This window comes from Streptomyces sp. NPDC001401, assembly GCF_042895385.1.
Lineage (GTDB): Bacteria > Actinomycetota > Actinomycetes > Streptomycetales > Streptomycetaceae > Streptomyces.
On record NZ_JBIAWI010000014.1, the window covers coordinates 86,935 to 108,891 of the forward strand.

General features: G+C 70.9%; 13 protein-coding genes. All 13 read right to left on the minus strand.

What is annotated here, in order from left to right; translation table 11 throughout:
* Positions 1-8: 8 nt before the first annotated feature.
* From ACFY10_RS36770 to ACFY10_RS36830, 13 genes are read right to left on the minus strand one after another with little or no spacing between them, the layout of a single operon-like run.
* The gene (locus tag ACFY10_RS36770; RefSeq protein WP_390669611.1) at positions 9-2,171 is read right to left on the minus strand and encodes a hypothetical protein; all 2,163 of its coding nucleotides are present in this window, start codon (positions 2,169-2,171) and stop codon (positions 9-11) included.
* The gene (locus ACFY10_RS36775; RefSeq protein WP_390669612.1) at positions 2,171-5,968 is read right to left on the minus strand and encodes a putative baseplate assembly protein; all 3,798 of its coding nucleotides are present in this window, start codon (positions 5,966-5,968) and stop codon (positions 2,171-2,173) included. Before ACFY10_RS36775 ends, ACFY10_RS36770 begins: the two co-directional genes overlap by 1 nt.
* The gene (locus ACFY10_RS36780; protein ID WP_390669613.1) at positions 5,965-9,081 is read right to left on the minus strand and encodes a putative baseplate assembly protein; all 3,117 of its coding nucleotides are present in this window, start codon (positions 9,079-9,081) and stop codon (positions 5,965-5,967) included. Before ACFY10_RS36780 ends, ACFY10_RS36775 begins: the two co-directional genes overlap by 4 nt.
* Positions 9,078-9,467, minus strand: coding sequence for a GPW/gp25 family protein (locus ACFY10_RS36785; protein ID WP_390669614.1), 390 nt, complete (start codon positions 9,465-9,467; stop codon positions 9,078-9,080). Before ACFY10_RS36785 ends, ACFY10_RS36780 begins: the two co-directional genes overlap by 4 nt.
* A complete protein-coding gene (locus ACFY10_RS36790) occupies positions 9,464-9,799 on the minus strand; it encodes a hypothetical protein (RefSeq protein WP_390669615.1) in 336 nt (111 codons plus the stop codon). Before ACFY10_RS36790 ends, ACFY10_RS36785 begins: the two co-directional genes overlap by 4 nt.
* A gap of 21 nt (positions 9,800-9,820) precedes the next feature.
* Positions 9,821-10,357: a phage baseplate assembly protein V gene (locus ACFY10_RS36795; RefSeq protein WP_390669616.1), complete on the minus strand. Its 537-nt coding sequence runs from the start codon at positions 10,355-10,357 to the stop codon at positions 9,821-9,823.
* Positions 10,358-10,390: 33 nt separating this feature from the next.
* Positions 10,391-11,530 (minus strand): hypothetical protein, encoded by a 1,140-nt coding sequence (locus ACFY10_RS36800; RefSeq protein WP_390669617.1) that lies wholly within the window; start codon positions 11,528-11,530, stop codon positions 10,391-10,393.
* Complete coding sequence (locus tag ACFY10_RS36805; protein WP_390669618.1) at positions 11,523-11,882, minus strand: hypothetical protein; 360 nt, start codon at positions 11,880-11,882, stop codon at positions 11,523-11,525. Before ACFY10_RS36805 ends, ACFY10_RS36800 begins: the two co-directional genes overlap by 8 nt.
* Before the next feature lie 10 nt (positions 11,883-11,892).
* Positions 11,893-12,579 (minus strand): hypothetical protein, encoded by a 687-nt coding sequence (locus ACFY10_RS36810; RefSeq protein ID WP_123964097.1) that lies wholly within the window; start codon positions 12,577-12,579, stop codon positions 11,893-11,895.
* A 36-nt stretch (positions 12,580-12,615) separates the two neighbouring features.
* A complete protein-coding gene (locus tag ACFY10_RS36815) occupies positions 12,616-13,143 on the minus strand; it encodes an SUKH-4 family immunity protein (protein WP_390669619.1) in 528 nt (175 codons plus the stop codon).
* A gap of 58 nt (positions 13,144-13,201) precedes the next feature.
* On the minus strand, positions 13,202-19,690 hold the full coding sequence (locus ACFY10_RS36820) for a DUF4157 domain-containing protein (RefSeq protein WP_390669620.1): 6,489 nt from the start codon (positions 19,688-19,690) through the stop codon (positions 13,202-13,204).
* A complete protein-coding gene (locus tag ACFY10_RS36825) occupies positions 19,687-19,983 on the minus strand; it encodes a hypothetical protein (protein ID WP_390669622.1) in 297 nt (98 codons plus the stop codon). Before ACFY10_RS36825 ends, ACFY10_RS36820 begins: the two co-directional genes overlap by 4 nt.
* Entirely contained in the window at positions 19,974-21,953 is a 1,980-nt protein-coding gene (locus ACFY10_RS36830; protein ID WP_390669623.1) for an ATP-binding protein, read from the minus strand. Before ACFY10_RS36830 ends, ACFY10_RS36825 begins: the two co-directional genes overlap by 10 nt.
* Positions 21,954-21,957: the final 4 nt, after the last annotated feature.

Genomic DNA, 21,957 nt, shown 5'->3' on the forward strand with positions numbered 1-21,957 from the left:
GGCACTGCTCATGTCACGAAGAAGATCCCGGCGTCGGCGCCCGCGGGCGTGTACTCCGCGAGCCGCGCGCGCAGACCGTCCTCGCGCTGCGGCCGGTACAGGTCGTGGAAGGCGCCCATCTCGGCACCGTCGTCCGAGCCGCGCCGGATCTCCTCGGGGCACCGGTCGGCCAACTGCCCGTACCAGGGCGTCCCGTAGCGCACGGCCGCGAACAACGGCCGTACGCCCGGAGTGAGATCGGGCTGGCAGCGGTGCCGTCGCGGGGTGCGCGAGCCGGCGGGGACGTACGAGTACCGCAGGCAGCCGATACCGCGCCGGGCCACGTGCAGCTTTCCCGTGAAGACCGAGTTCTCGGCGATCTCCACCGCATGGGTGTGGACTTCGCCGATGACGGTCGTGCGATGTACGTGGAGCACGGCGTGGGCGTGGCGGCAGTCCGGGGCGGACAGGGCCTCGCGGTCGTGGCCGGTGGCGTCCAGGATGCTGTCGCGCAGGTGGATGTCGAGGGGGTCCTCGCTGACCTCGTCGCCGATGACCTCGATGGTGCCGAGGATGCTGTGCTCGATCTGGAGGCAGGCGGTGGTGCGGTCCAGGACGATGCTGGGCTCCTCGGGCGAGTGCGGCTCGCACTCGGGCTCCAGAGACCAGCCGGGGACAAGGGTGCTGTGCCGTACCACGACCGCACCCATCGGGCCGGTGACGTTGATGCCGCGCCCGGCGACCAGCAGCCCGTCGAGGACGATCCGCGGACGCTCGTGCGGGGCGCAATCGTCTTGTACGGCACGGATGTTGAGGGCGTCGGGCCGGTTGCTGTACCAGTCGAGGAGCCGGATCACCGGCCGGGTGCCCTCGGCGGCCCGCAGCTCCAGCCGGTCGCCGGGGTCGAGATCGAAGTCCAGCTGCTCCTGGTAGGCGCCGCTGTGGGTGATCTCGATGATGCCGTCGGGCCCGGTGCGGCCGGCCCGGCGGTCGTGCTGCCAGGCCCGGTAGGCGTCCATGATCTGGCGGTGCGGCTGTCCCGGGCCGACCCGGTAGAACGTGGCGTCGGGCCGGTCCACGCGGTCGGGCCGCTCGTACTCGCCGCCGCCCATGTCGGCTCCGTACGCGTAGTGGTAGTCCACCCACACGCCCTGCCGGGGCGCCGAGCGCGAGCCGAAGGCGATCCGCCCGAGTTCGGGGTCGACGGCGATCTGGCCGCGCTTGGGCCGATAACGCCAGTCGGAAAGATCCGTCACCACGATGTCGGACGGCGGTACGGGCTTGTCCTCGCCGTCGCGCCGGATGACGAAGCTCTTGCCGGGGCCGTAGTAGTCCAGCAGCCGGTCGTGGAGCAGGCGGCGGGTGATGAAGGCCGGGACGTTGTCGACGGTGGCGATGTGGGTGGGCGACGGCTCCGGGACCGGCTTGGTGACCAGGGGGCTGTCGTTGCCGAGGATCGAGAAGGTGTAGAGGTTGCGGGCGCGGTCGATGCAGTACGCCGGGGACGAGGTCAGCGAGTACGCCTTGAGCCGCCAGATGAAGAGGGCGGCTCCGGACGGACTCCAACCGCCTTGCCTGCGCGTGGAGTTGGCGCGGCGGACGTCGACCGTGCGGGCCGTGGTGTCGAACGGGCCGCTTGCGAGGGCCAGCGCGGAACCGTCCCGGAGGTCGACGAGGCGGCCCCTCCCGGTGTCCCGGTACAGCTTCACCGACTGGTTGTGGGCGACCAGCCGGGACAGCTCGACGGCGCGGGCGGGATAGCCGGCGACCTGCTCGGAGATCTCCTCCAGCAGGTGCAGCGTGCCCTTGCGGCGCCGGTTGGCGACCGTGGTCGCCACGTCGGCGCGTGGGGCGATGGCCTCGGCGAGGGCGTCCCGGCCGCCCTCGTGCAGGCCGGTGGTGAGGACGCGTTCGTAGCCGGGCAGGGTGCGGTAGCCGACCAGGTCGCCGAGGTAGGGCAGCACCCAGGGGGCCGCCGTCTCCACGAACAGGTCCTCGTAGCCCTGCTCCACGCCGTCGCGGACCCGGTCGAGCTGCTCGGCGATCACCGCGAGCAGCGCACGCAGCGGCTCCCCCTCCTCGGCGTCGCGCAGGAGGTGCCAGCGGGGCAGCAGGGCGGCGAGGCCGTCGGGTTCCCGGGACGTCGCCAGGGCTTCTGTGTCGAACTGGACATCCGCCGAATGCGCGGCCATCACTTGACCTCCGTGAGGATGAGGGTGTCCGCCGCCCTCGGGGAGAGAAGCGCGAGTTGAGCCGGGCGGATGCCGCGGAACACAAATACCGACCGGCCCTTCGCCAGGCGCCGGGTGTCGGTGATGTCGGGGTTGAGGCGCAGGAGTTCGGCGAGTGGGATGCCGTAGCGGGCGCAGACGGACGACAGGGTCTCGCCGTTGGCGTCGCGGACCGTGTGGATCTTCTCGTCGTACGTCGCGGGGTGCGCGGGCACGCTCGACCGGGGTGCGCCGGGGTCGGTGAGCAGCGCGGCGAGTTCCGCGGGGGTGGCGGAGGCGGGGACGCCGGTGAAGACGTCGACGTCCACATAGTCGACGCCGGGCACGGTGTGTGCCGTGGCGAGGAGGTCGGAGAGTCGGGCGGGCTGCCCCAACTCCCGTCCCTCGTAGCCGAGTCGGTGCAGCAGTGCCGCCCGCAGCCGGGGCTCGACGTACTCCCACGCGTAGTCCGGGGCCACCTTCACCTTGGCCGCGACGAGCAGCAGGACCAGTTCGCGTACGTCCACGCGGACGGTCAGGTTGCCGTCGCCGTACTCGGTGAGCGCGCCGCGCAGGGCGCGCAAGGTGTCCGAGTCGCCGTCGAGAGGCACGTCGTCCGTACCCGCGACCGTCACGTGCAGCACGCGCCGCCGCCCGTCGAAGAGTTCGCGTGCGGCGGCCCGTCCGATGCCGGCGCGGGAGCGGGCGAAGTCCTCGTAGTCGGCCGCGGAGACCAGCCGGTCGAGGGCGGACACGGCGAGGGGGATCGTACGGCGGGTCAGGCCGGGTCCGTCGGCGTCCGCGCCGCCCGTCGCCGGGCGGGGGTTGGTGACCGCGGTGACGCCGAGCGGGCGGGTGAGGGGCTGGGTGACCCGGTCCGCGGGGACGTTGGCGGCCTTGCCGGTGCCGAAGCGGTAGCGGGCGTGGACGTTCTCGTGGCCGCTGGGCAGGCGGGCGCCGTGGATGCCGTCGCCAAAGGTGACCGTAGTGCGGCCATCGGAGGCGGTGCCGCTGATGTAGACGCGCTCGTTCGGGCCGCGTCCGGCCAGGCTGTCCACCTGGTGCCACAGGACGCCGTCGACCCGGACCTCCAGCACCGGCGTGGCGCCGAGGGGGTTGTCGTCGGCGAGCCAGGTCAGCGGGGACTGCCAGAGCGCGAACGTCTGGTTGACCCGGTCCGAGTCGCCGCTGCCGATGGCCTCCTCCCGGCTCTCGCCATGGGTGGCCTCGACGACGTTGCCCAGGATGCGGACCGTCTCGCGGCGGTAGCGGTGGGCGAGGTCGGTGGTCAGGGTCAGACGGGTGTGGACGCGGTCGCCGGGCAGCTGCGGGTCCACGGCCGGATCGGCGGTGTCGATCGTGACGACCTCGGTGGCGGTCACACCGGTCGTCCCGGGGATGTCACTGCGCTCACCGGTGACGACGAGGAGACGCCCGGGACGCAGTCCGTCGTACAGCTCGGCGAGTTCGATCTCATTGCCGTGCACGTCCTCGCCGAGCGGCTCGTCCGCCAGGCGCAGCGGCTCGCCCCCGGCGTACACGGTGGTGTCCCGGATGTGCGACAGCAGCACGTCGAACTCGTCCAACCACGGGTCGGCGAGGGTGAGTTCGGTGCCTCGGCCGGTGATGCCGTAGTTGGTGTACGCCGCCGTCCGCGCCGCCACGACCTGCGTGGTGACGAACGCGAGCTTGGCGTCGCCGGGGATGCCGCCCTGGGCGCCCTTGGCGGGACGCTGGACGGCGACCCAGCTGCCGACCGTGATGCTCGTGTGCACACTGTCGAGCTGCAGCACGCGCCGGTTGACGGGCGCCGGCTTACTGGCGATGACGACCTCGACGTTCGGCTCGGTGCTGCCCACCGTGTAGCGCAGGCTCACCTCGTAGTCGCCGTGGGTGAACTGCCGGGTGTCGCCCGGCCGCAGGGATTCCTCCCGTGCGGTGCCGTTGTTGATGCCGACGTGGACCACGCCGTGCTCGTCCGGCCGGGACACGAACAGGGTGCGCTCGGGCAGACCGGGGCGGAGCCGCACGGTGACGCCGGGCTCCTGCGAGTCGGCGGGACGGCGAGTGAGCCAGCTCAGGTCACGGTCCTGGGCGGCCCGGGTGGACAGATCGACCTGACCGGGTCCGAGCGCGAAGCTCACCTGCTGGGTGAGCGGCAGGCTCACCGCCTGCTGGTCGGAGCTGTTCCCCTCGACGTACTGGAACTCCGCCCGGACCGGCGCCTTGCCCGCGGTGTCGTAGACGATCCGCATACCGGCCAGCACGGCCCCGCTGAGCGGCCAGTCCGCGGACCTGATGACCCGGCCCTTGTCGTCCTGGACGGGCTTGAGCGGTGCGGTGGCGCCGAAGGGGGCGGCGGTGACGCGCATGGCGAGCAGGGCACGCAGCAGCGGCGCGGTGCCGGTGGCGGACGCTTTGCGCCAGGCGGGATAGAGACTGCCCAGGCCGGGGTTGAGAGCCGCAAGCAGCCGAGCAGTATCGGTCCCGGGAAGCCGGCTGCCGGTAGCAGTCGAGGAAGCGGGGCTCGTGGCGCGCAGCGCGGGAAGCACAGCAGCCAGCGCATGAAACGCGGCGGCGCGCGAATCGCCCTTAAGGGGCGCGGGGAACTGCGCGACCAGCCCAGACGAAGCCGCAGACACCAACCCACCTACCGAGGCACCCTCAGACGTGCCCTGCGCAGGCGCCAACTCCAGTGCCCGCGAACCCAGTTCGGCAAGAACAGCCTGCAACTGCTCAAACCACCCGGCAACGTCCTCCCACGGCTCGGCCAACACCTCCGCCTCGCCCAGCCGGGCAACGGGCTCCGCCAGAACAGCAGCAAGACTCTCCGGCGTCTTCACCCCGTCCAGGGCCGCCCGCAGGGGCGCGAGGACCTGGTCCTCGAAGTCCTCGATCAGGCGGCTGACAGGCCGCGGATTCGGCACCTCGGGCGTAGGCGGCTCATCTCCGGGCTCGCCGGGGACGGAGGGCTCGGCCGTCCACCGCCGCACCTCGTCGACAAGCTCCTTCAGCGTCGCCGGCGCCGACTTCGGCAGGGATATCGCCGTGACGTCCTCGTCACGGTCAATACGCACGCCCGCGACGGGCAGCAACTTCCGCTCCCCACCGGCCTGTTCCCCGAAAACGAAGAGCAACTGATCCCCGGTCTGCAAGGAGTTGGCCGTGCCCTCGACGAAGAGCTCCGGACGACGCTCCAGATCCTGGGGCGTCACCAGGGACGGCCGACGCCGCCGCACCTTCAGCTCGTTGAAGTCCCAACGTGCGCTGAGGTCCCGGCTCGTCTCGAAGGTCAGCGACTCCTCGTCGGCGGAGGCGGGCACGCTGTGGGCGCGCGCCCCGCGCGGGATCACCACGGACAGCGACTCGGCACGCGGATCGCGTTCGAGGGTGTACGCGAGGTGGGTCGCGGCGGCGACACCGGGCCGCGGCCGGTGTCCGACGAGCCGCCCCAGCAGCACCAGCGAGCGGTGCTCGTTCGCCGTACGGATGTAGGCCTCGTCGGCGATCCGCTCCGAGTGGAAGGTGAGCAGGTCACCGAGGACGGCGGTGGCGTCGAGGAGCCCGATGGCCGGGTCGTCCGGGGTGCGGACGGTGAGCCCCTCCAGGGCCGGGTACGCGGGCGAGGCGAGCCGGTCGAGCAGGGCGGCCAGGAACGAGCCGTACTCGCCGACGCGGTAGTCGAGGGCGGTGCGGCCGGGCGGGTTGTGGACCGGGGCGGGCGCGAGGCGCTCGTCGTGGCCGCCGCAGCCGCAGGTGCACTCATCGGTGGCGGTCATCGGGCCGCACCTCCCAGGGATATCGCCAGCAGGCCGTTCTCCGGCCGGTCCGGGTCGTTGTCGCAGGTGGCGATCTCCAGCGGGCCGAGCCGCAGCACGCCGTCCTCCCTCTCTCCTCGGTCTTGCTCGAACAGCCGCCGCAGCCGGGTGACCTGGACGCTCTCCACACCCGGTACGGCCGCGGCGACGGCGACCAGACGGCTGAGCCGTACGGGTTCGCCGAAGGTCAGCGCGTCCGGGTGGAAGAAGCCGAGCCGTCCGTCCGCGAGGCGGCCGCTGCCGAGCACGCGGTACAGCTCGGCCAGGATCTGCCCGTGCTGGTGGCCGGGCCTGGCGCACACGGTCAGCGCGAGGTCGAGCGGTACCAGGCGGGCGGGGCCGACCACGAGGTCGTGGCCGATGCGCCGGTACGCCTCCAGGGACTGCTCGACCTGCGCGAGCAGCTCGGCCGACGGCTCGGCGCTGCCGTACGCGTCGATGGCGATGTGGGCCTCCTGGACGCTGCCGGTCCAGCGGATCTCGGCGGCGGCGCGCTGCACGCCGGGGAGCTGTGCGGCGAGGTCCGCGTAGTCCTCGGCGGTGACCGCGCGCAGTCGGGTGCGGCGCAGGTCGAGCGGCGCCAACTGGCGTGCCTGCTCGATGGGTTCGGGCTCGACACCGCCGATGGCGGGCAGCGGGTTGCGGACCGCGGCGGCCGGCGGCTGCTCGCAGTCGCTCTGGATGACGAGGTGGTTGATGGCCTCCGCGCCGACGTTGCCCGCGATGCCTCCGCCGAGACGGTAGTGCAGCGCGAGCCGGGAGCCCGGCACCGGCTTCGCGCCGTGCCGGCCGTCGCCGAAGCGCAGGGCGAGGCGGCCGTCGTCCTCCAGTTCGCCGACGAAGTGCCGGTCGCGGGGGCCGCTGTGGAGCAGGTCGCGGCGGGGCTCCCAGGTCAGGTCGCCGTCCTCGACGCGTACGGCGGGCAGGGCGCGGCGCGGGTCCTGGGCGAGCGCGGCGGTCGCGGAGCCGCGCAGCACCGGCTCGTCGGGGTGCAGTCCGGTCGCGTACGCCGGGCCCCAGCTGTGGGCGATCTCCCAGGCGATGTGCCCGTCGAGGACCGCGCCGGCACGGGCCCGGGACGCGAGGACCTCCACGCGCCGCAGCTTCGCGTCGAGCAACTCGTCGTTTCTGTGCAGGAGTTCACGCAGGGCACGGACGGGATGCGTGCGCAGTTCGAACCGCTCGACGACCTTCAGGCCGTAGATGAGGGTGAGTTCGTCGATCTCCTCCTCGGCGAGTCCGTCGCGGTCGCGGGCGCTGCGCCACAGCTCGACGAGCCGCTGCCGGACCGCTCCCGGGATCGCGGCGATCCGCTCGGCCTGTCCGGCGGCCACTGCCTGCGCGTCGGGGAAGGCCACCGCCTGCACGACGGGCGTACGCCCGAGGACGGGCCTGAACCGCGGCGCGATGCCCGGGTAGACGGACTGTGCGAGCAGGGTGCGCAGGGCGGCCGCCTGGGCATACGCGGTGCCGGGCACCACCCGCTCGTGCCGCTGCCCGGCGCGTTCCAGACCGATTCCGGCGCGTACGGTCGCCGCCTCGCCGACCACCTCGAACAGCTCGCGGACGTCGTCGGGCACGAGGGCTTCCGCGCTCTCCGCCTTGTCCGTGAGGGAGTTGATCAGCCGAGCGGAGGCATTGCCCTCTTCTCGGTCGTAGCAGCCGAAGGCGGGCGGGTCGCACGGGGCGACGACGGCCGGCTCGGGCGGCACGGTGGCCGTCTGCGGGAGTCCGGTGAGGGTGCGGCCGTGGTCGACGAGGACGACGTTGCCGCGGGCCAGGGTCACGTCGTCGACGGGCAGGCAGTCGCGGCCGCCGCGTGTGGCGAGGCAGAACGGGAAGCGCAGGGCGTCCTCGGCGGCCCAGGTGACCTCCAGGACCGGCTGGTCCTCGATGCGGTCGATGCCCGGGGTGACGGAGGTGAGGCGCACGGCCTGGCGGTGGCTCGGGTCCTGGTCTCCGGGGGTGCCGGTGCGCGGGCCCTTCACCTCCTCCAGGACCAGCAAGTCACCCGGAACAAGGGAGAGTTGACGGTCGCGGCAGGTCTCGGGGTCGTCCCACTCGTCCCGCAGCGTGGCGGAGGTTGCGCCCTTCGGCAGGGTGCACACCTCGCCGCCCCAGGTCCACAGGCGGATCGCGTTGTGGGCGACCTTCAGCTCCAACGGGTCGGCGGCGACCACCGGTTCGAAGACCTCGACCGAGCCGCGCTCGTCCAGGTCGCCGAGGTCGATCTCGTCGATCACCGTGCCCGGTTCGGGCCGGTCGTGCGGGTCGAGGGTGCGGACGTCGACGGAGGCGAAGCGGAAGGTGCCCGGGGCGAGGGTGGTGTCGCCGGCGGTCTGCACGGTGACGTACGCGCGTGCCGTGCAGCCGTCGTGCATCGCGTAGTCGATGAGCCGGACGTGACGCCGTACGGAGACCCGGCGGCGCGCGGTGTCGAGGTAGGCCTCGGTGGCCACCGCGTCCTGCTGGTAGCTGATCTGGTCGCCGGTGTACGCGAGCAGCTCGACGAGCGTGACGCCCAGGTCGGCGGGGTTGCGCTCGACCCAGTCGGGGGTGGTGAGCGCGAGCCGGTCCAGGAGGAGCTTGCGGATGGTGTCGTAGTCGCGGGCGGTGTAGTCGACGACGGGCGCGACCGGGAAGCCGTCCTGCTCCGACTCATCTCCCTTGCAGTCGAAGGGAGTCGGGCAGTCCGGCCGGAAGGAGAAGGAGGCGCGGTGGTAGCGCTGGTCGAAGCCCCGGAAGGGTTCCGTTCCCGGGCGGCCGTACGGGTCGGTCTCGACGAGCGAGAACACGTACCGCGAGGTGTCGCCGGCCCGGTCGAGGGTGACGTAGAGCCGGTCGTCGAGCTCAGGATCCTCCTCACGCTCGACACTCACATCGACGGCGGTGATGCCGGTGATCCGGCGTCCGCCGTCGATACGGACGTTCTCCGGGCCGAGGCCGTGCGGGGCCTTGCCGAGGAAGGTGACGGTGAGCAGCAGCCCGTCGTCACTGACCTCCACCGCGTCGACTCCGTTGAGCTGAGCGGCTCTTACTTTGGCGCGGCGGGAGGTGGTCGTACCCGTGCTCATGCCGCCCTCCCTTCGAAGACGTCGTCCGTCCGGGCTCCGGTGGCCCGCAGGACGTACGACAGGTAGACGCGTACAGCGTTCTCGTCGCTGACGACATCCAGGGCCACGACGTCGATGAGGTCGCCGAGCCAGCGCTGGAGCGAGGCCTGCACGGAGAGTTCGAGGGTGCTGACGAGTTCGGGGCTGTTGGGCGCGAACACCAGGTCGAGGAGACCGCAGCCGAAGTCGGGGCGCATCACACGCTCACCGGGGCTGGTGAACAGCAACTGCTCGATCAGATCGTGCACATGCGCGGCGTGGTCGGCGTGCGCGGTGCGGCCACGGCGGTCGGCGCGGAAGGGGAACGCGATGTCGGTGCGCGGGTGGTTGCGCGTATGACGGCTCATCGGACGGTGACCTTTCGCTGTGCGGCCTGGACCACGGGCGGTCCCTGCGGCACGAAGGCCGCCGTGAAGCACTCGGCTGCGGAGGTGTCGAGCAGCACGGGCGCGCCGTCGACGGTGACGCCACTGCCGTCGGCGGTCCAGCGGACCGACACACACGGCGAGGGCACCCCGGCGACGGCGTGCGGGCAGCCGGCGACGACGTAGGTGTGCGCGCCCGTGGCGACGGCGGCGCCCCCGATGCGTACGCCGCCGGAAGGTGTGGTTGCGGCGGTGACCCGGCCGCCGTGCGGGCAGCCGATCACGGCGCTCGCGTCGAGCAGACTCCCGGACAACTTCTCTTCTCCCCCGTGTTGCTAGCGCTTCGGTTCCACGGTCAACTGACCCTGGTTGATGATGACTTGACCGCCGCGCAGCAGAATCTCGGCGCCCGCTCCGTTGGCGATGACCACGGTCTCCCTGGTGATGCGGATGTAGGCGCCGCCCTGGGCCTGGAGCAGGATTCCCTGCTCGGCACCGGCGGTGTCGTTCATGACGATCTTGTGCGCGCCCGGAGTCTGCACGACCACGGGCTTGTTCGGCGAGTTCGCCTGCAGCTCACGCCGCGCGTCGGGCGGCAGCTCTTCCGCAGCCCCGTACCAACACCCGGTCCACACAGGGAAACTGGGGTCCCCCTGCTCGAACTCCACCCACACACCGGCCCCCGGCGGCGGCACCACGAACTGCCCGGACTCGGGCCCGGTGAAGGGCAGGCAGGGCAGCGCCCAGGTGGACGGCTCGTCACCGAGGACGTCGGGCACCTCGACGGTGATACGCCCGATCCGCAACGGGTCGTTGTTGTCGACCACCCGGCCGCGGAACTTGCCGAGGTAGCGATTGTTGGGTGCCGCCATGCTGAACTGCTCCTGATCGGTGGGTCGGTGGGGTTACGGCCGGACGTAATCGCTGCGCGCCTCCAACCCCTCCCTGGAGAGGGTGAAGTTCTGCTGGAAGGACCCCGGCCGCAGGTTGTGCGTGACGGACTTGACGTAGTAGTCGCCGTCGTACGCGCGTCCCGAGCCGCGCACGCCGACAAGCTGGCGGGGCTGCAGGATGTAGCCGTGCCGGTTGACATCGAGCGACCCGGACCCGGAGACCACGTCGGCCGACACCGCGGCCCGCGCTAGGAGCTCGGCCTCGGCCTGCTCGCGCTGCTGCTTGGCGGTGCCGGAGAGGGTCTTGCGCTTGAGGGCCGGGGTGGGGCGGCGGCCGAGGGGCGGGCGCAGCGGGCTGATCGGCGGCTGCGGCAGCAGGGTGGACTGCCGGGTCCCGGGGTCCTGCCAGCGGGCCTGCGGCTCCTCCCGGGCCGTCCCGTCGTAGGCGAAGGTCAGCTGATCGACGGTCGTATTGGCATCCATGTTGACGTTGAGGGCGTGCTGGCGGATGCCGAGGCGGACTTCCGGCCCCCAACGGGCGGAGGACTGACCGGGGTTGGGCCCGGGCTCGAGATAGAAGGTGTAGCCGTTGGCGCGGGCGAGGTCGGTGACGTACTGCAGATCGGTGCCGGTCTGGTAGTGGACGCGGAGATCCTGGTGCGGCGGCTGGGCGATCTTCTCGGCGTAGACGTCGGGCCGGATGCCGTAGTCGGAGTAGCGGCGCAGGATGTTGAGGACGCGCTCGGACGGCGGCAGGTTGGGATACCGGGCGGTGCGCTCCTCGAGGTCCATCAGCAGCGTCAGGTCCTCGCCGGTCACGGTGAGGGTGGAGTGCCCGGGCTGATTGCTCGCACCGACCTCCTGACGCACGACGAGCCCGTCGAAGAGCACGTCGGTGGTGCCCCGGACGCTCACGGTGACGATGATCCGCGTCTTGGGATCGAAGAACCCCTCGGGCAGGAGCCGCTGGTTGATGATCCCGGACTTGGTGAGGTCGAAAGCGAGCTGGAACCCGCTGCGCTCCCCCGCGGTGGCGGTGATCTGCGCGGACAGCAGCGCCTCCGTCACCTCGGCCGGCACGGGCTTCACGAGCTTCGGCCCCATGAGGAGCGTGATGTGGACGGGGCCCTGCCCCACGGGCTGCTCAGACACGCCGGTGTCCCCCGGGCGCAGGGATGTCGATGACCCGTCCGGCCCCGGCCTCGTCCGTCAACTCCCGAGGATCGAGTACGGGGTTGGCGTCGGCGATCCGCCACCACTGGCCGGGGTCGCCGAAGTACCGCTGGGCGAGCAGATCGGGCCGCTCGCCGGCGCCGACGACATGCTCCTGCGTCTCCTGCACGTCGAGCGGGGGCAGCAAACGGCGTTTGGCGTAACGGACTTCGGTGCCGTCGGGTTGGCGATGCACGCCGATCTCCACGTCGTGGTAACGGCTGGTGCGCGGGTAGGGGTGGGCGCCGGGTATCGCGCCGAGGGCGCTCTCGTAGGACTCGATGTCAGCCATGAGGTCGGGTTCAGCCCCTTCCGCTCAGTACGTCCGCGCCGGGCAGCCCGAGCGCGCCAAGACTCCCGCCCCGCGCTGCCGCCGCGAGCCGTTCCTTCTGCGCGAGGTGCGCCATGTACAGATCGGCACCGCGATGCCCGGCAGGCAGATCGCTCACGGTGAGGATCTTCATGCCGATGCTCAGTGAGGCCCGTATCGGATTGAGATTCACGTCAAAGGCGGACTCGTTCACGGACAACTCGGTGAGCCGCACGGGCATGACCCGCTTGCTCCCCCATGTGAACAGCGTCAACGGCATCTCGATCGGGCTGATCTCGATGGTCCCGTTCTGCGCCAGCCGACTCGCGGCGCGCAGCTGAGCGGTGGTGGGCTGCACGAGCATCTCGAGGGTGGCCAGTTGGGGGTGGATCCCGTCGGGCGCGGCGATCTCCAGCTGATCGGTGGCATCGATCTCAGCGGTGAACTTCCAGGTCTCCTCGGCGGGGCCCTTAAGCCGAAGCGCCTCGTTCCGGTCCCCGCTCCCCTTCCCGCCACTCCCGCCGTCACCACTGTCTCCGGCGGACTGGGGCGCGATGCTGCGCTCCAGGGTGTCGGGGTTGAACTGGAGGACGATGATGCGCTGGGGGGTGCCGGTGTCGGGGTTGACGACGACTATTCCGGAGCGGATGGGTTTGGGGATGTCTGCGTAGCGGGTCACGGTTCGCCTCTGCCGCGGTCGGTGGTGTGCATGGACTCAGAGCTGTCGGATCACCATGGACCACCAGTTGTCCGACTCCTTCAGAGAACCGGGGTCAAGGGTGGTGAGATACGCGACGAGCAGGTCCTTGTAATCTGCCTGCTGATTTTCGTCCGCTCCCTTGCTGAAGGCCTTGTACCTGCCGACGCGATACAGGAACTCGATGAAGTTTCCGAGCGAATCGTTGACGACCTCGATCTCGGGGTTCTCAGCGACCAGTCGCGCTAGCAGAATCCGCCCGTCCAGCGGGTTCAGGTAGTAGCGGAAATCGGAGTCGCTGTGCGGTGCGCCCAGGGTCACGAGCGTGACCTGCGTGCCACCGATACTGGCGGAGACACCGTCGAAGGTCTCCGGGTCGGCAACGACCTCCGCCGAGAACATCCCGGTGAGCCGGTCGGGCAGACCGACCTCGAAGAGCTCTTCCGCCTCGATTCCGGCCGATTTGAAAACCTCGCGGTCCGAAAGGTCGAGTGCGGTGATGTTGTCCGCCCCAAAGAGGTCGATGAGCTGCTGCTGCGTTGCCATGAGTTCCTCGCCAGTGTGGTGTCTGCTTACTCGTGATGAAGCGGGCGGATTCGGCGCGCTACTTCCACCATCCCTTGATGACGAACTTTACCAGTCGGCCCACTTCCAACTTCTGCATGGAAGTTCGGATTTGACGGCCGACCTGGGAGTTGGTCTTGTTGTGAAGTTGCCTCATGGTCGCTGGATGATCTTCACCCGCCCCTTGCAGTTCACGAAGATGGTCCGCCTGCTTCGCCATCGCATACGTTCTGGCGGCTTCGGCGAGGTCCGGGTCGTCCTTGAACTTGTCCATGATGTAGGTCGCGAGGGCATCGCGATATGAATCCTGAACGATGCCGCTTCGCCTGCCGGTGCCATCGACCTTCTCACCTCTGAAGGGCGAGAGCTCCTCCTGGTCCTCGGCCTCCCACCGCTTGAGTTCGACGACCTTGGTGACGAAGTCGATCTTGTCCATGACTTTTTCGAACTCGATGGGAATGGGGGCGCGGTCCTGCTGGCCAGGCAGTGGGCGGGAGTCGCCAATCCCCCTGGATTTCTTGCGCTTTACCTGACTTCGGCCCGTACCCACAGTCTTGGTGAGCGCATTGATCAGTTTGTCGGTCTTATCCTTGGCCCAGTCGCTCGTCTTGATGTCCTGCAGATCATTGGGCATCTTGCCGATCATTTCCTGGAGCTCCACCTCGGCGAGGTTCGCCTCCCGGGCACCTCTGGTCTGATTCTCCTTCTCGATCTCGCGCTTCAGTTCCTGGTACAGCTTCTGGAATCCCTTGGCGAAATCCGTCTGCGATTCTTCACCCTGCAGAAGGAACCAGTCATCGAACTCCCGGATGCCCACTCGCTTCTGGATGTCATTCAGGACTTCGGGGTCTTCGCCTTCCAGCACCAGCTGCACACGCTCCCGGTTGGCCTCGGTTACCTCCTGTCGCGGATTGAGCAGGGCATTGATCGCGTACTTGGAGGAACCTTCCAGGTTCAGCTGGGTCAGTCGATACCAGATACGCAGGCCGCTCAGCGTGGCGCGCATGACCGGCTCTTTCGTGCCGCGCCGGAGAATCCTGTCCAGGCGAGGTTTGATGCGCGCCACGATCTTTGCCAGCCGCGCCTCCTTCGACTCTTTGGACTTCTCGTCCTTCATCCGCTGGTCCTGTTTCCGCCTCTTCTGTTCCTGCTGCCGCTTCTTGTGGTCCCGCAGCCGGTCCTTCTTCCGCTTGAAGAAGTTCCGCAGCTTCGACGCACCGTTCTTGAGCGCCTTGCCGAGCTTCGACTTCTTCAGCTTCCTGCCGAGTGTCTTCGCAGCGTTGCCGACCTTCTTCAGGGCGGACTTGACCGTGCCCTTGGCCTTCGAGAGGGCCTTACCGACAGGGGACTTGGGCTTCCTGGGCTTGGCCGGCTTAGGGCCCTCGATCTCCTTCTGCTTCTTCCTCGGGGCGGATTCGGGAGTCTTCTCCCTGTCGGGAGTCCGGTCCGTCTCCGGGCCCCGCTCCTTGTCGGGCGTCCTGTTCCTGTCCGGAGTCCCGTCCTTCTCGGCCGGCCTGTCCTTCGGCGTCTCCCGGTCCGGCGCTCTGTCCTTTCCAGGCCCCGTCTCCCCGTCCTTCGGCCTCGCCTCCGGCCCATCCGGCTTCTTCGCCGGCCCCTTGGGCGTAGCGTGCTCCTTCGGCTTCACGGGAGACTTCGGCTCCGGCGACGGCTTGCCCTTCGGCCGCGGCTCGGCGCCGTCCCGGGACAAGGCCTGCCTGGCCTTCCGCACCGCAGCCCGCGCCGAGTTCACCGCCGACCCCGCCGCCTTCTTCGCCCCTCCCCCGACCTTCTTCAAGCCGTCCATGATCTTCTGCGCCATGCCCTTGAGCCGCTTGCCGACGCCCTTGGTCGCCGAAGACAGCTTCTGCAGAAGGAAGTTGGTGATGAAGTCAAGGAGGGCCACGACACCCGCCGCGACCGCTTCCGCGAACAGACATGCCGCCGGGCCCGCCTTCACCGCCTTCAGGTAGGCCCAGAACTTTCCGAACGCCGACAGGATCGAGCTGACGGTCGACCACGCCGCCATCAGGCCCTGGATGATCGTGAGGATCGCGCCGGCCGCCGGCACGATCATCGAGACGACCTTCTCGATGACCAGGGTGGCGATCATCATCGGGAGCGAGGCGATGATCGCGTCCCAGGCCATCTTGCCGATCTGTTTGATCGACACGCAGCCCTTGACCAGGACGTCGATGACCGCCTTGCCGAGGCCGAGGATGCCCTCGACCTTCGTGTCGAACCACCCCTTGACCGCCACCTTGATGGCGCCCCAGAGGTGGTCCGTGATGCCGGTCTTCGCCGCGCTGCCGGCCTTGGAGATCCAGCCGCCCGGGTCCGGCGCGATGTCGGCGACCAGGGCCGCGAACTTGCCCAGCGCCTCGATCGCTGCCTGCGCGAACTTGATCGCGCCCTCGATGATCGCCTGGTAGGCCTTGATGACCGCCTTTACGCCCGCCTCGAGCACGTCGAGGAGTTTGTTGAGGCCCGCCGCCAGTGCGTCCAGCAGCGTATTGACCGCCTTCTTCAGTCCGTCCGCCAGCTGGTTCACCGTCGCGATCGCTGAGTCCCGCAGGCCTTCGATCGCCTTGCGGAAGCGGTCCCGGAGTTCGGGGAAGGCCGCCAGGAGCGTGTCGCCTATCGCTATCAGGACGTCGGCGAGTGCGTTGATCGCCTTTACCGCCAGGTCCCGTACGAAGTCGATCGCCTGGTTGGCCCACTCCTTGAACTTGTCGATGATCCCGTTGACGGCCTTGCGGGCGGCGTCGAAGACCGCGGTGACGGCGGCGAGCAGGCCCTTGAAGAAGTCGGCGACCTTGTCCGCGATCCAGCCGAACAGGCCTCCGGAGGGCTTCTTCTCCTCCTTCTTCTTCTGGGCCTCCTTCTCGGCGTTCTCGCGCTCGGTGTCGATCGAGGCGTTGTCCTTGTCCTTGCGCTCGCCGACCTCCTTGTCCTTGTCGTCGCGGGCCTTGACGATCTCCTTGTTCTTCTTGCCGTGCTCGTCGTCGGACTGTTTGTCCGCGTCCTCGATCTTCTTGTCCTGCTCGTCCCGCCAGTCCTGCCGCTGCTTCTGCGTCTCCTGGGCGACCCGGCCGCGTTCCGCGGTCTGCTGCGCCGTGTTGCGCTCGACCTCGCTGTTGATCTCGTTCTGTTTGTCCTGCTTGGCCTGCTGCTCGCTCTGCTGGTGTTCCTTGTCCTTGGCATCGAGGTCGCCCTGCGCCTTGCCCGCGCCGGCGGTGATCTCGGTGCCCTTCTCCTGCTTGGCGACGGCGCCGACGCCGGCCTTCGGCGCGGGAGTCGCCTCCAGTGCGCCTGCCTTGCCGCCGCCCGCGCCGCCGGAGGCCTTGCCGCGGAGCTGTTCCGCGGGCGCGTTCGGGAAGATCTGGTCCTCTCCGAGCGGCTTGGCCGCGTCCTCACGGCCCGTCGACTGCAGGTCGGACTGCTTGTCCTTGAGCGCCTTGGCCTGGTCGTCGGTGCGGGTCGGGTCGCTGGCGCCTTCGAGACGGATCTTGGGCGCCGGGCCCACCGTCTTGTTCTCCAGCTCCGGGTCGGTCGTCGGGACCGCGTCGGCCGCCGCCTCGACGTTCTTCGCCTCGGCCTCGCTCAGCCCCTTGTCGGGCACGGCGGGAGCCGCCGGGGGCGGCACGTCGGCGGTGGCCTCCTTGCCCTCGGCCTTGTCGCCGCCCTTGGCCTTCTGCTTGTCGCCCTGGTCCTCCGGGCCGATCCGCTCGACCTTGCCGGTGACCTGGGCCGCCTCGGGGGCTGCCTCGGGCGGTGCCGAACGCGTCTGCGGCGCCCCCGAAGGACGTTCCCGCGTCGGCGGGGCGGCGTCGAGCCGCTTCTGCTCCTCGCCGATCTTCTTGTCCGCGGCCCTGTCGACGCCGGGCATGGCGGCGGCCGCCTGGTCCGGCGCCAGCTTGCTGACGGTCTGTACGGCCGCCTTGGGGTCCTGCCCCGAGACGTCCGGCGGTTCCTCCTGCTTCTGCTCGGGCGCGGCCTCGCCACCGCCGCCCCCGCAACTGCCCTGCCCGCCCTCGTCCTTCTCGGGTGCGGGCGCGGGCGGCGCGCAGCCGCCGCCGTCCTTCTCCAACGACGCCTCGGGCCGGGGCGCGTCCGTCGCCGCGGTCTGGCCGGGCCCGTCGGTCTGCTCGGCGGCCGGGCTCACCGCGGCCTGAGTGACCGACGGCGCGGCACCGGGTCCGGCAGCGGTCGTCGGCCCGGTCTTCTCGGCGGCACCGACGGGTCCGCGCGGCGCCGCACCGGGCCCGCTCTCCTTGGGCACCTGGCTCTTGGCCTGCGGCGCCTCGCGCTCGGACCGCGGCGGTTCGGCACCGCGTCGAGCGGCGGGCGAGGGGTCACGATCCTCGACCGCGGTCTTGGGGGTCTGCGCGCCCGCGGGCTTGGACACGGCCGCCGCCACCGGGCTCGCCACGGAGGGCGCCGCGGCCGACGGGGACCCCGCGGTCGTACGGGACTCCGCAGCCGTACGATCCCGCTGCTCGCTCTTCTCCGCCTCCGCGTCCTCGGCGTCCGGCTTCTCGTCGTCGTCCGCCCGGTCCCCGTCGGCGGCCTCCGGCTCCTTGTTCTGCTCCTTCTCCTGCTGCTGCTCCGGGTCGGGCTTCTCGGCTTCGGGCTCGGGCTGTTCCTTGTCCTGGGTCGCTGGGTCCTCGCCGACCTCCTGGTCGAGCGGCTTCTCGGTCTCCTGGAGGTCCTTGGTGCCGCGGTCCTGGGCCTGCGCGGCGGGCCCGTTCTCGGGCTGCGGGGCCTCGCCCTCGACGGGCCCCTCGTCCTGGCCGGGGGCCTTCTGCTCGGGCCCGGCGTCGTCCTCGTCCTGCTCCCCTTCCCGCTTCTCCCGCTCCTGCTCGGTCTTCTCGGCCTTCGTCGGCGGCGGAGTGGGGAAGGAGGGCAGGGACGGTTCGGCGGCGCCCGGTTCGAGCTTGTCCGCGGTCGGTACGGCGGACAGGTCGAGGTCGGCGTCCGGCAGGTAGTCCTCGGGCTTGAGCGCGGGTTCGGCCTGCTCGCCCGCTGCCCGTCCGGCCTCGTCCTCGCCGCCCGCGACCTCCTGGTCGGCACCCGCTTCGAGGCCGAGCGGCCGCTCCTCCTCCCGGAGTTCGGGCTCGGCGCCGCCGTCCTCGTCCTTGTCGTTGAGCCCGTGCTCGGACAGCGCGGAGTCGGGCTGTTCGGCCCGTTCGTCGACCTTCTCGGGACGTACGGGGCCGGGCTGCGCCTTCTGCTTCGGGTCCGGCTGCTCGTTCTTCGAACCGGCGCCCGGCTGCGTCTGGTCGTCGCGCTGCTTGCGCTTGTCGGCGCCGGGCGCGCTCGCCTGCCGCGGGTCGGCCTCCTCGCGCTCGCGCTGTTCCTTGCGCTCCTCCTTGGCCTGTTCGGCGCCCTGCTGCTGTCCCTGGGCGCGCTGGTCGGCGGCCTGGTCGGTGCGCTTGCGGTCGGCGGCGCCCTGTTCGTCCTGCTGCTGTTCCTCCTCCTTGGCCTGCTGCCGGGAGGCGTTGCGCTCGTCCTCCTGCTCGGTGCGCTGAGCGGCGTCCTGCTCCTCGGTGGCGGCGTCGGAACGGGCGCGGCTGCGGTCGCTGCCGCTCTTCTCGTCGCGGGCCTTGGCGTCCTTCTGCTCCTCGCGAGCGTCGGAGGCACGTCTGTCGGCCGAACCGCGGTCGGACTCCTGCTTCTTCTGCCACTGGACGCGCTCGACGCCGAGTTCCTCGAAGAGGTCGACCTCGGGCAACGGCACCTCGGTGGGCTGGAGTTCGACCGGGCCGGGGCGGGCCTGGTCGGCGATCTCCAGGAGCCGGTCGTACTCGGGTGTCAGCAGCCGGTTCTCCAGCCGCTCGACGACCGCGTCCTCCAACTCCTCGGACATTCGCGCCAGTTGGAGCCGTACGCGGCCGGAGGCGTCGGCGGGGTCGCCGCGCAGGGAGCGCAGCACATTGCCCGCGAGGCGGTCCACGAGGGTCGCCGGGTCGACGGCCTCGGCGCGCATCCGGTCGGCGTCGACGGTGGCGTAGCGCAGCCAGCCGGGGGTGGCCTGTCCCTCCTCGACCTGCGGGGCGGACTCCGGATCGGGCCCCACGAGCTGTTGCGCGGTCTGCTCCGCCTCCCGCTCGATCGCCTGCTGCGGCAGGCTCACTGCGCCCAGCTCGCGGCCGGCCCGCAGCGCGCCGAGGCCGTGCGGGTTCTGCACCGTGTGCTGGAGTTCGTGGGTGAGCAGGCGGCGGCCCTCGTCGGTGCCGGGCCGGAAGGCGCCCTCGCGGAAGAAGACGTCCTGGCCGACGGCGACCGCGTCGGCGCCCAGCAGCTCGGTCAGCTGCCCGGCGTCCCGGCCCGTGTGCAGCCGTACCCGGCTGAGATCGTGGCCGAGCTGCTCCTCCAGCTCCCGTCGCAGACCGGGGTCGAGGGGCTGTCCGGCGCCGCTGACGATGTTCTTCGGCTCGGGCGCACGGGACTTGGCGGCCCGCTCCTTGCGCTTGCGGCGCCGCTGCTCGGCGGCTTGCTCCGAAGCGGCGTCCTGGGTCTGAGAACTCACCGGCCCACCTCCCCGTGCCCGCTCAGTCCCTCGTGCACGGCACGCGCCAGCTCCTGGCCGAGGCGCCGCGCGGACAGCCCGGCGGGCAGGGGCGGCAGCCCGGACAGTGCATCGACGGCCAGCGGACCGTCAGCGGCCAGGGGCACTCCGTGCAGCCGTACGAGACGCGTCAACTCGCCCTCGAACGCGGCCGATACGCGCTCGGGGTCGGCCCGGAAGCCGTCGAGCACCAGCTCGCCGACCTCGATCCGAATCGCCGAGGGCTCCCGGTCCCGGGAGGACGTCACACCCATCCGCGGACCTCCGTCGGCGTCAGCGAGCGCTCCAGCTTCAGGTACTCGGTGCGGGCCGCGGCCAGCATGTGCCGCATCTGCAGCCGGTCGCCCTCCTCGGCGGCGAGGAAGGCCCCGGACAGGGCGATGTTGCGGATCGAGCCGCCGGCGACGGTGAGCTGGGCGAGCAGCGACGGGTCGATGTCCTTCACCGGGGCCTGCGGCGGCAGCACGCGCCGCCAGATCTCGGCCCGCTCGTGCTCGGCGGGGAAGGGGAAGTCGACGACGAAGCGGATGCGCCGCAGGAACGCCGTGTCGAGGGCGTTCTTCATGTTGGTGGTGAGGACGGCCAGGCCCCGGTAGGCCTCCATCCGCATCAGCAGATAGCTGACTTCCAGATTCGCATACCGGTCGTGGCTGTCCTTGACCTCGCTGCGCTTGCCGAACAGGGCGTCGGCCTCGTCGAACAGGAGCAGGGCGCCGCCGCGTTCGGCGGCGTCGAAGACCCGGCGGAGGTTCTTCTCGGTCTCGCCGATGTACTTGCTGACGACCTGCGAGAGGTCGATGACGAACAGGTCGAGGCCGAGTTCCTTCGCCATGACCTCGGCGGCCAGCGTCTTGCCGGTGCCGGAGCCGCCCGCGAACATGGCGGTGACGCCCAGTCCCCGGCGCAGGGTGGCGGCAAATCCCCATTCCTGGTGGACGGTTGCCCGCTGCCGGACATGGGCGACGATCTCCCGCAGCACACTGGTCTGCCGCTCGTGCAGCACCAGGTCGTCCCAGCCGGCCTGCGGCGCGATCCGCCGGCCCAGCTCGTCCATGCCGATCCGCGCCTCGTCCAGGCCGGCCCGCCAGGCGAGTCCGGCGGCGTCCAGCTCGTCCTCGTGCGGCAGCCGACGGTGTACGGCGGCGGCCGCGGACCGCACGACATGCGGCGGCAGCTGGAACTGGGCCACCAGCGAACGCAGTTCACCGTCCCCGAGTTCGGCGACATCCCGGAACGCGTCGCCCCAGAGCTCGAACTGCTCCTCGTCGTCCAGCCGCGGCACGGTCACGCGGGCCCCGTACGACCGCTCCGAACGCAGCGGGTCCTCGCTCGACACCACCACCGGTACGGCCGCCCCGGCCAGGAACGACTCGGTCGCCGCCCGCTGGTCGCGGTCCAGCTCGCCCACCTCGACGAGCAGCGCGGCGGGCAGCAGGATCGCCTCGCGCTGCCACAGCCGGGCCAGCCGGTCGCGGTCGGCCGGGTCGGACGGGACGTCCTCGGCGCTCATGGAATACAGGCCCAGCCCCGCCCGGGCGGCCGCGGCCGCCGAGATGTCGGCCCGGCTGCGCAGATCCCCGCCGGTCACCTCGACGATCGGTGGCGCGCCGGTCTCCGCCCCCACCGTCCAGCCCTCGGCCAGCACACTCGCGGCCAGGTCGTACGACGGTGTCAGGGCTTTCGGCACCGGGGTGCGGCGCAACTGCCCGTGCAGCCGGGCGTCCAGATAGGGCGAGCCCAGCAGGAAGTGCAGGATCCGCTCGTCCAGCCGCAGCCGGGACGTCGTCAGCCGTGACTCGTCGTCCAGCTCGACGATCCGCCACCGCCTGAGCGGCGCCACGGGGGTGAGCGCGCTCCAGTGCGGCTCCGCGAGGGCGGCGAGGGCGAGGGAGAAGGTCGGGTACGCCCGCTCCGGGTCGCCGCAGGCCGCGGCGCACCGGGCGGCGGCCGTGGGCTCCAACTCGTGGGCAGCGGCGAGGAGTACGAGGTCGCGCTCGAAGGGCGTGAAGCTGAAGCAGGCGACGAGGGCGTCGAGGGGGGCGGTGCCGGGGCCTTCGGCGGGAACCACCTGGTCACCGGGTGCGCCGGTCTTCTCGGCGGACCGCGCCGCATGTGCGTCGACGCGGGCCAGGACGCGCCGGATCTCCGCGGTCAGCGTCGTCCCGCCGGCCTGCGCGCCGTGCTCGAACGCCCCCATGCCCTCACCTGCCCCCGTCGTCCCCATGCCG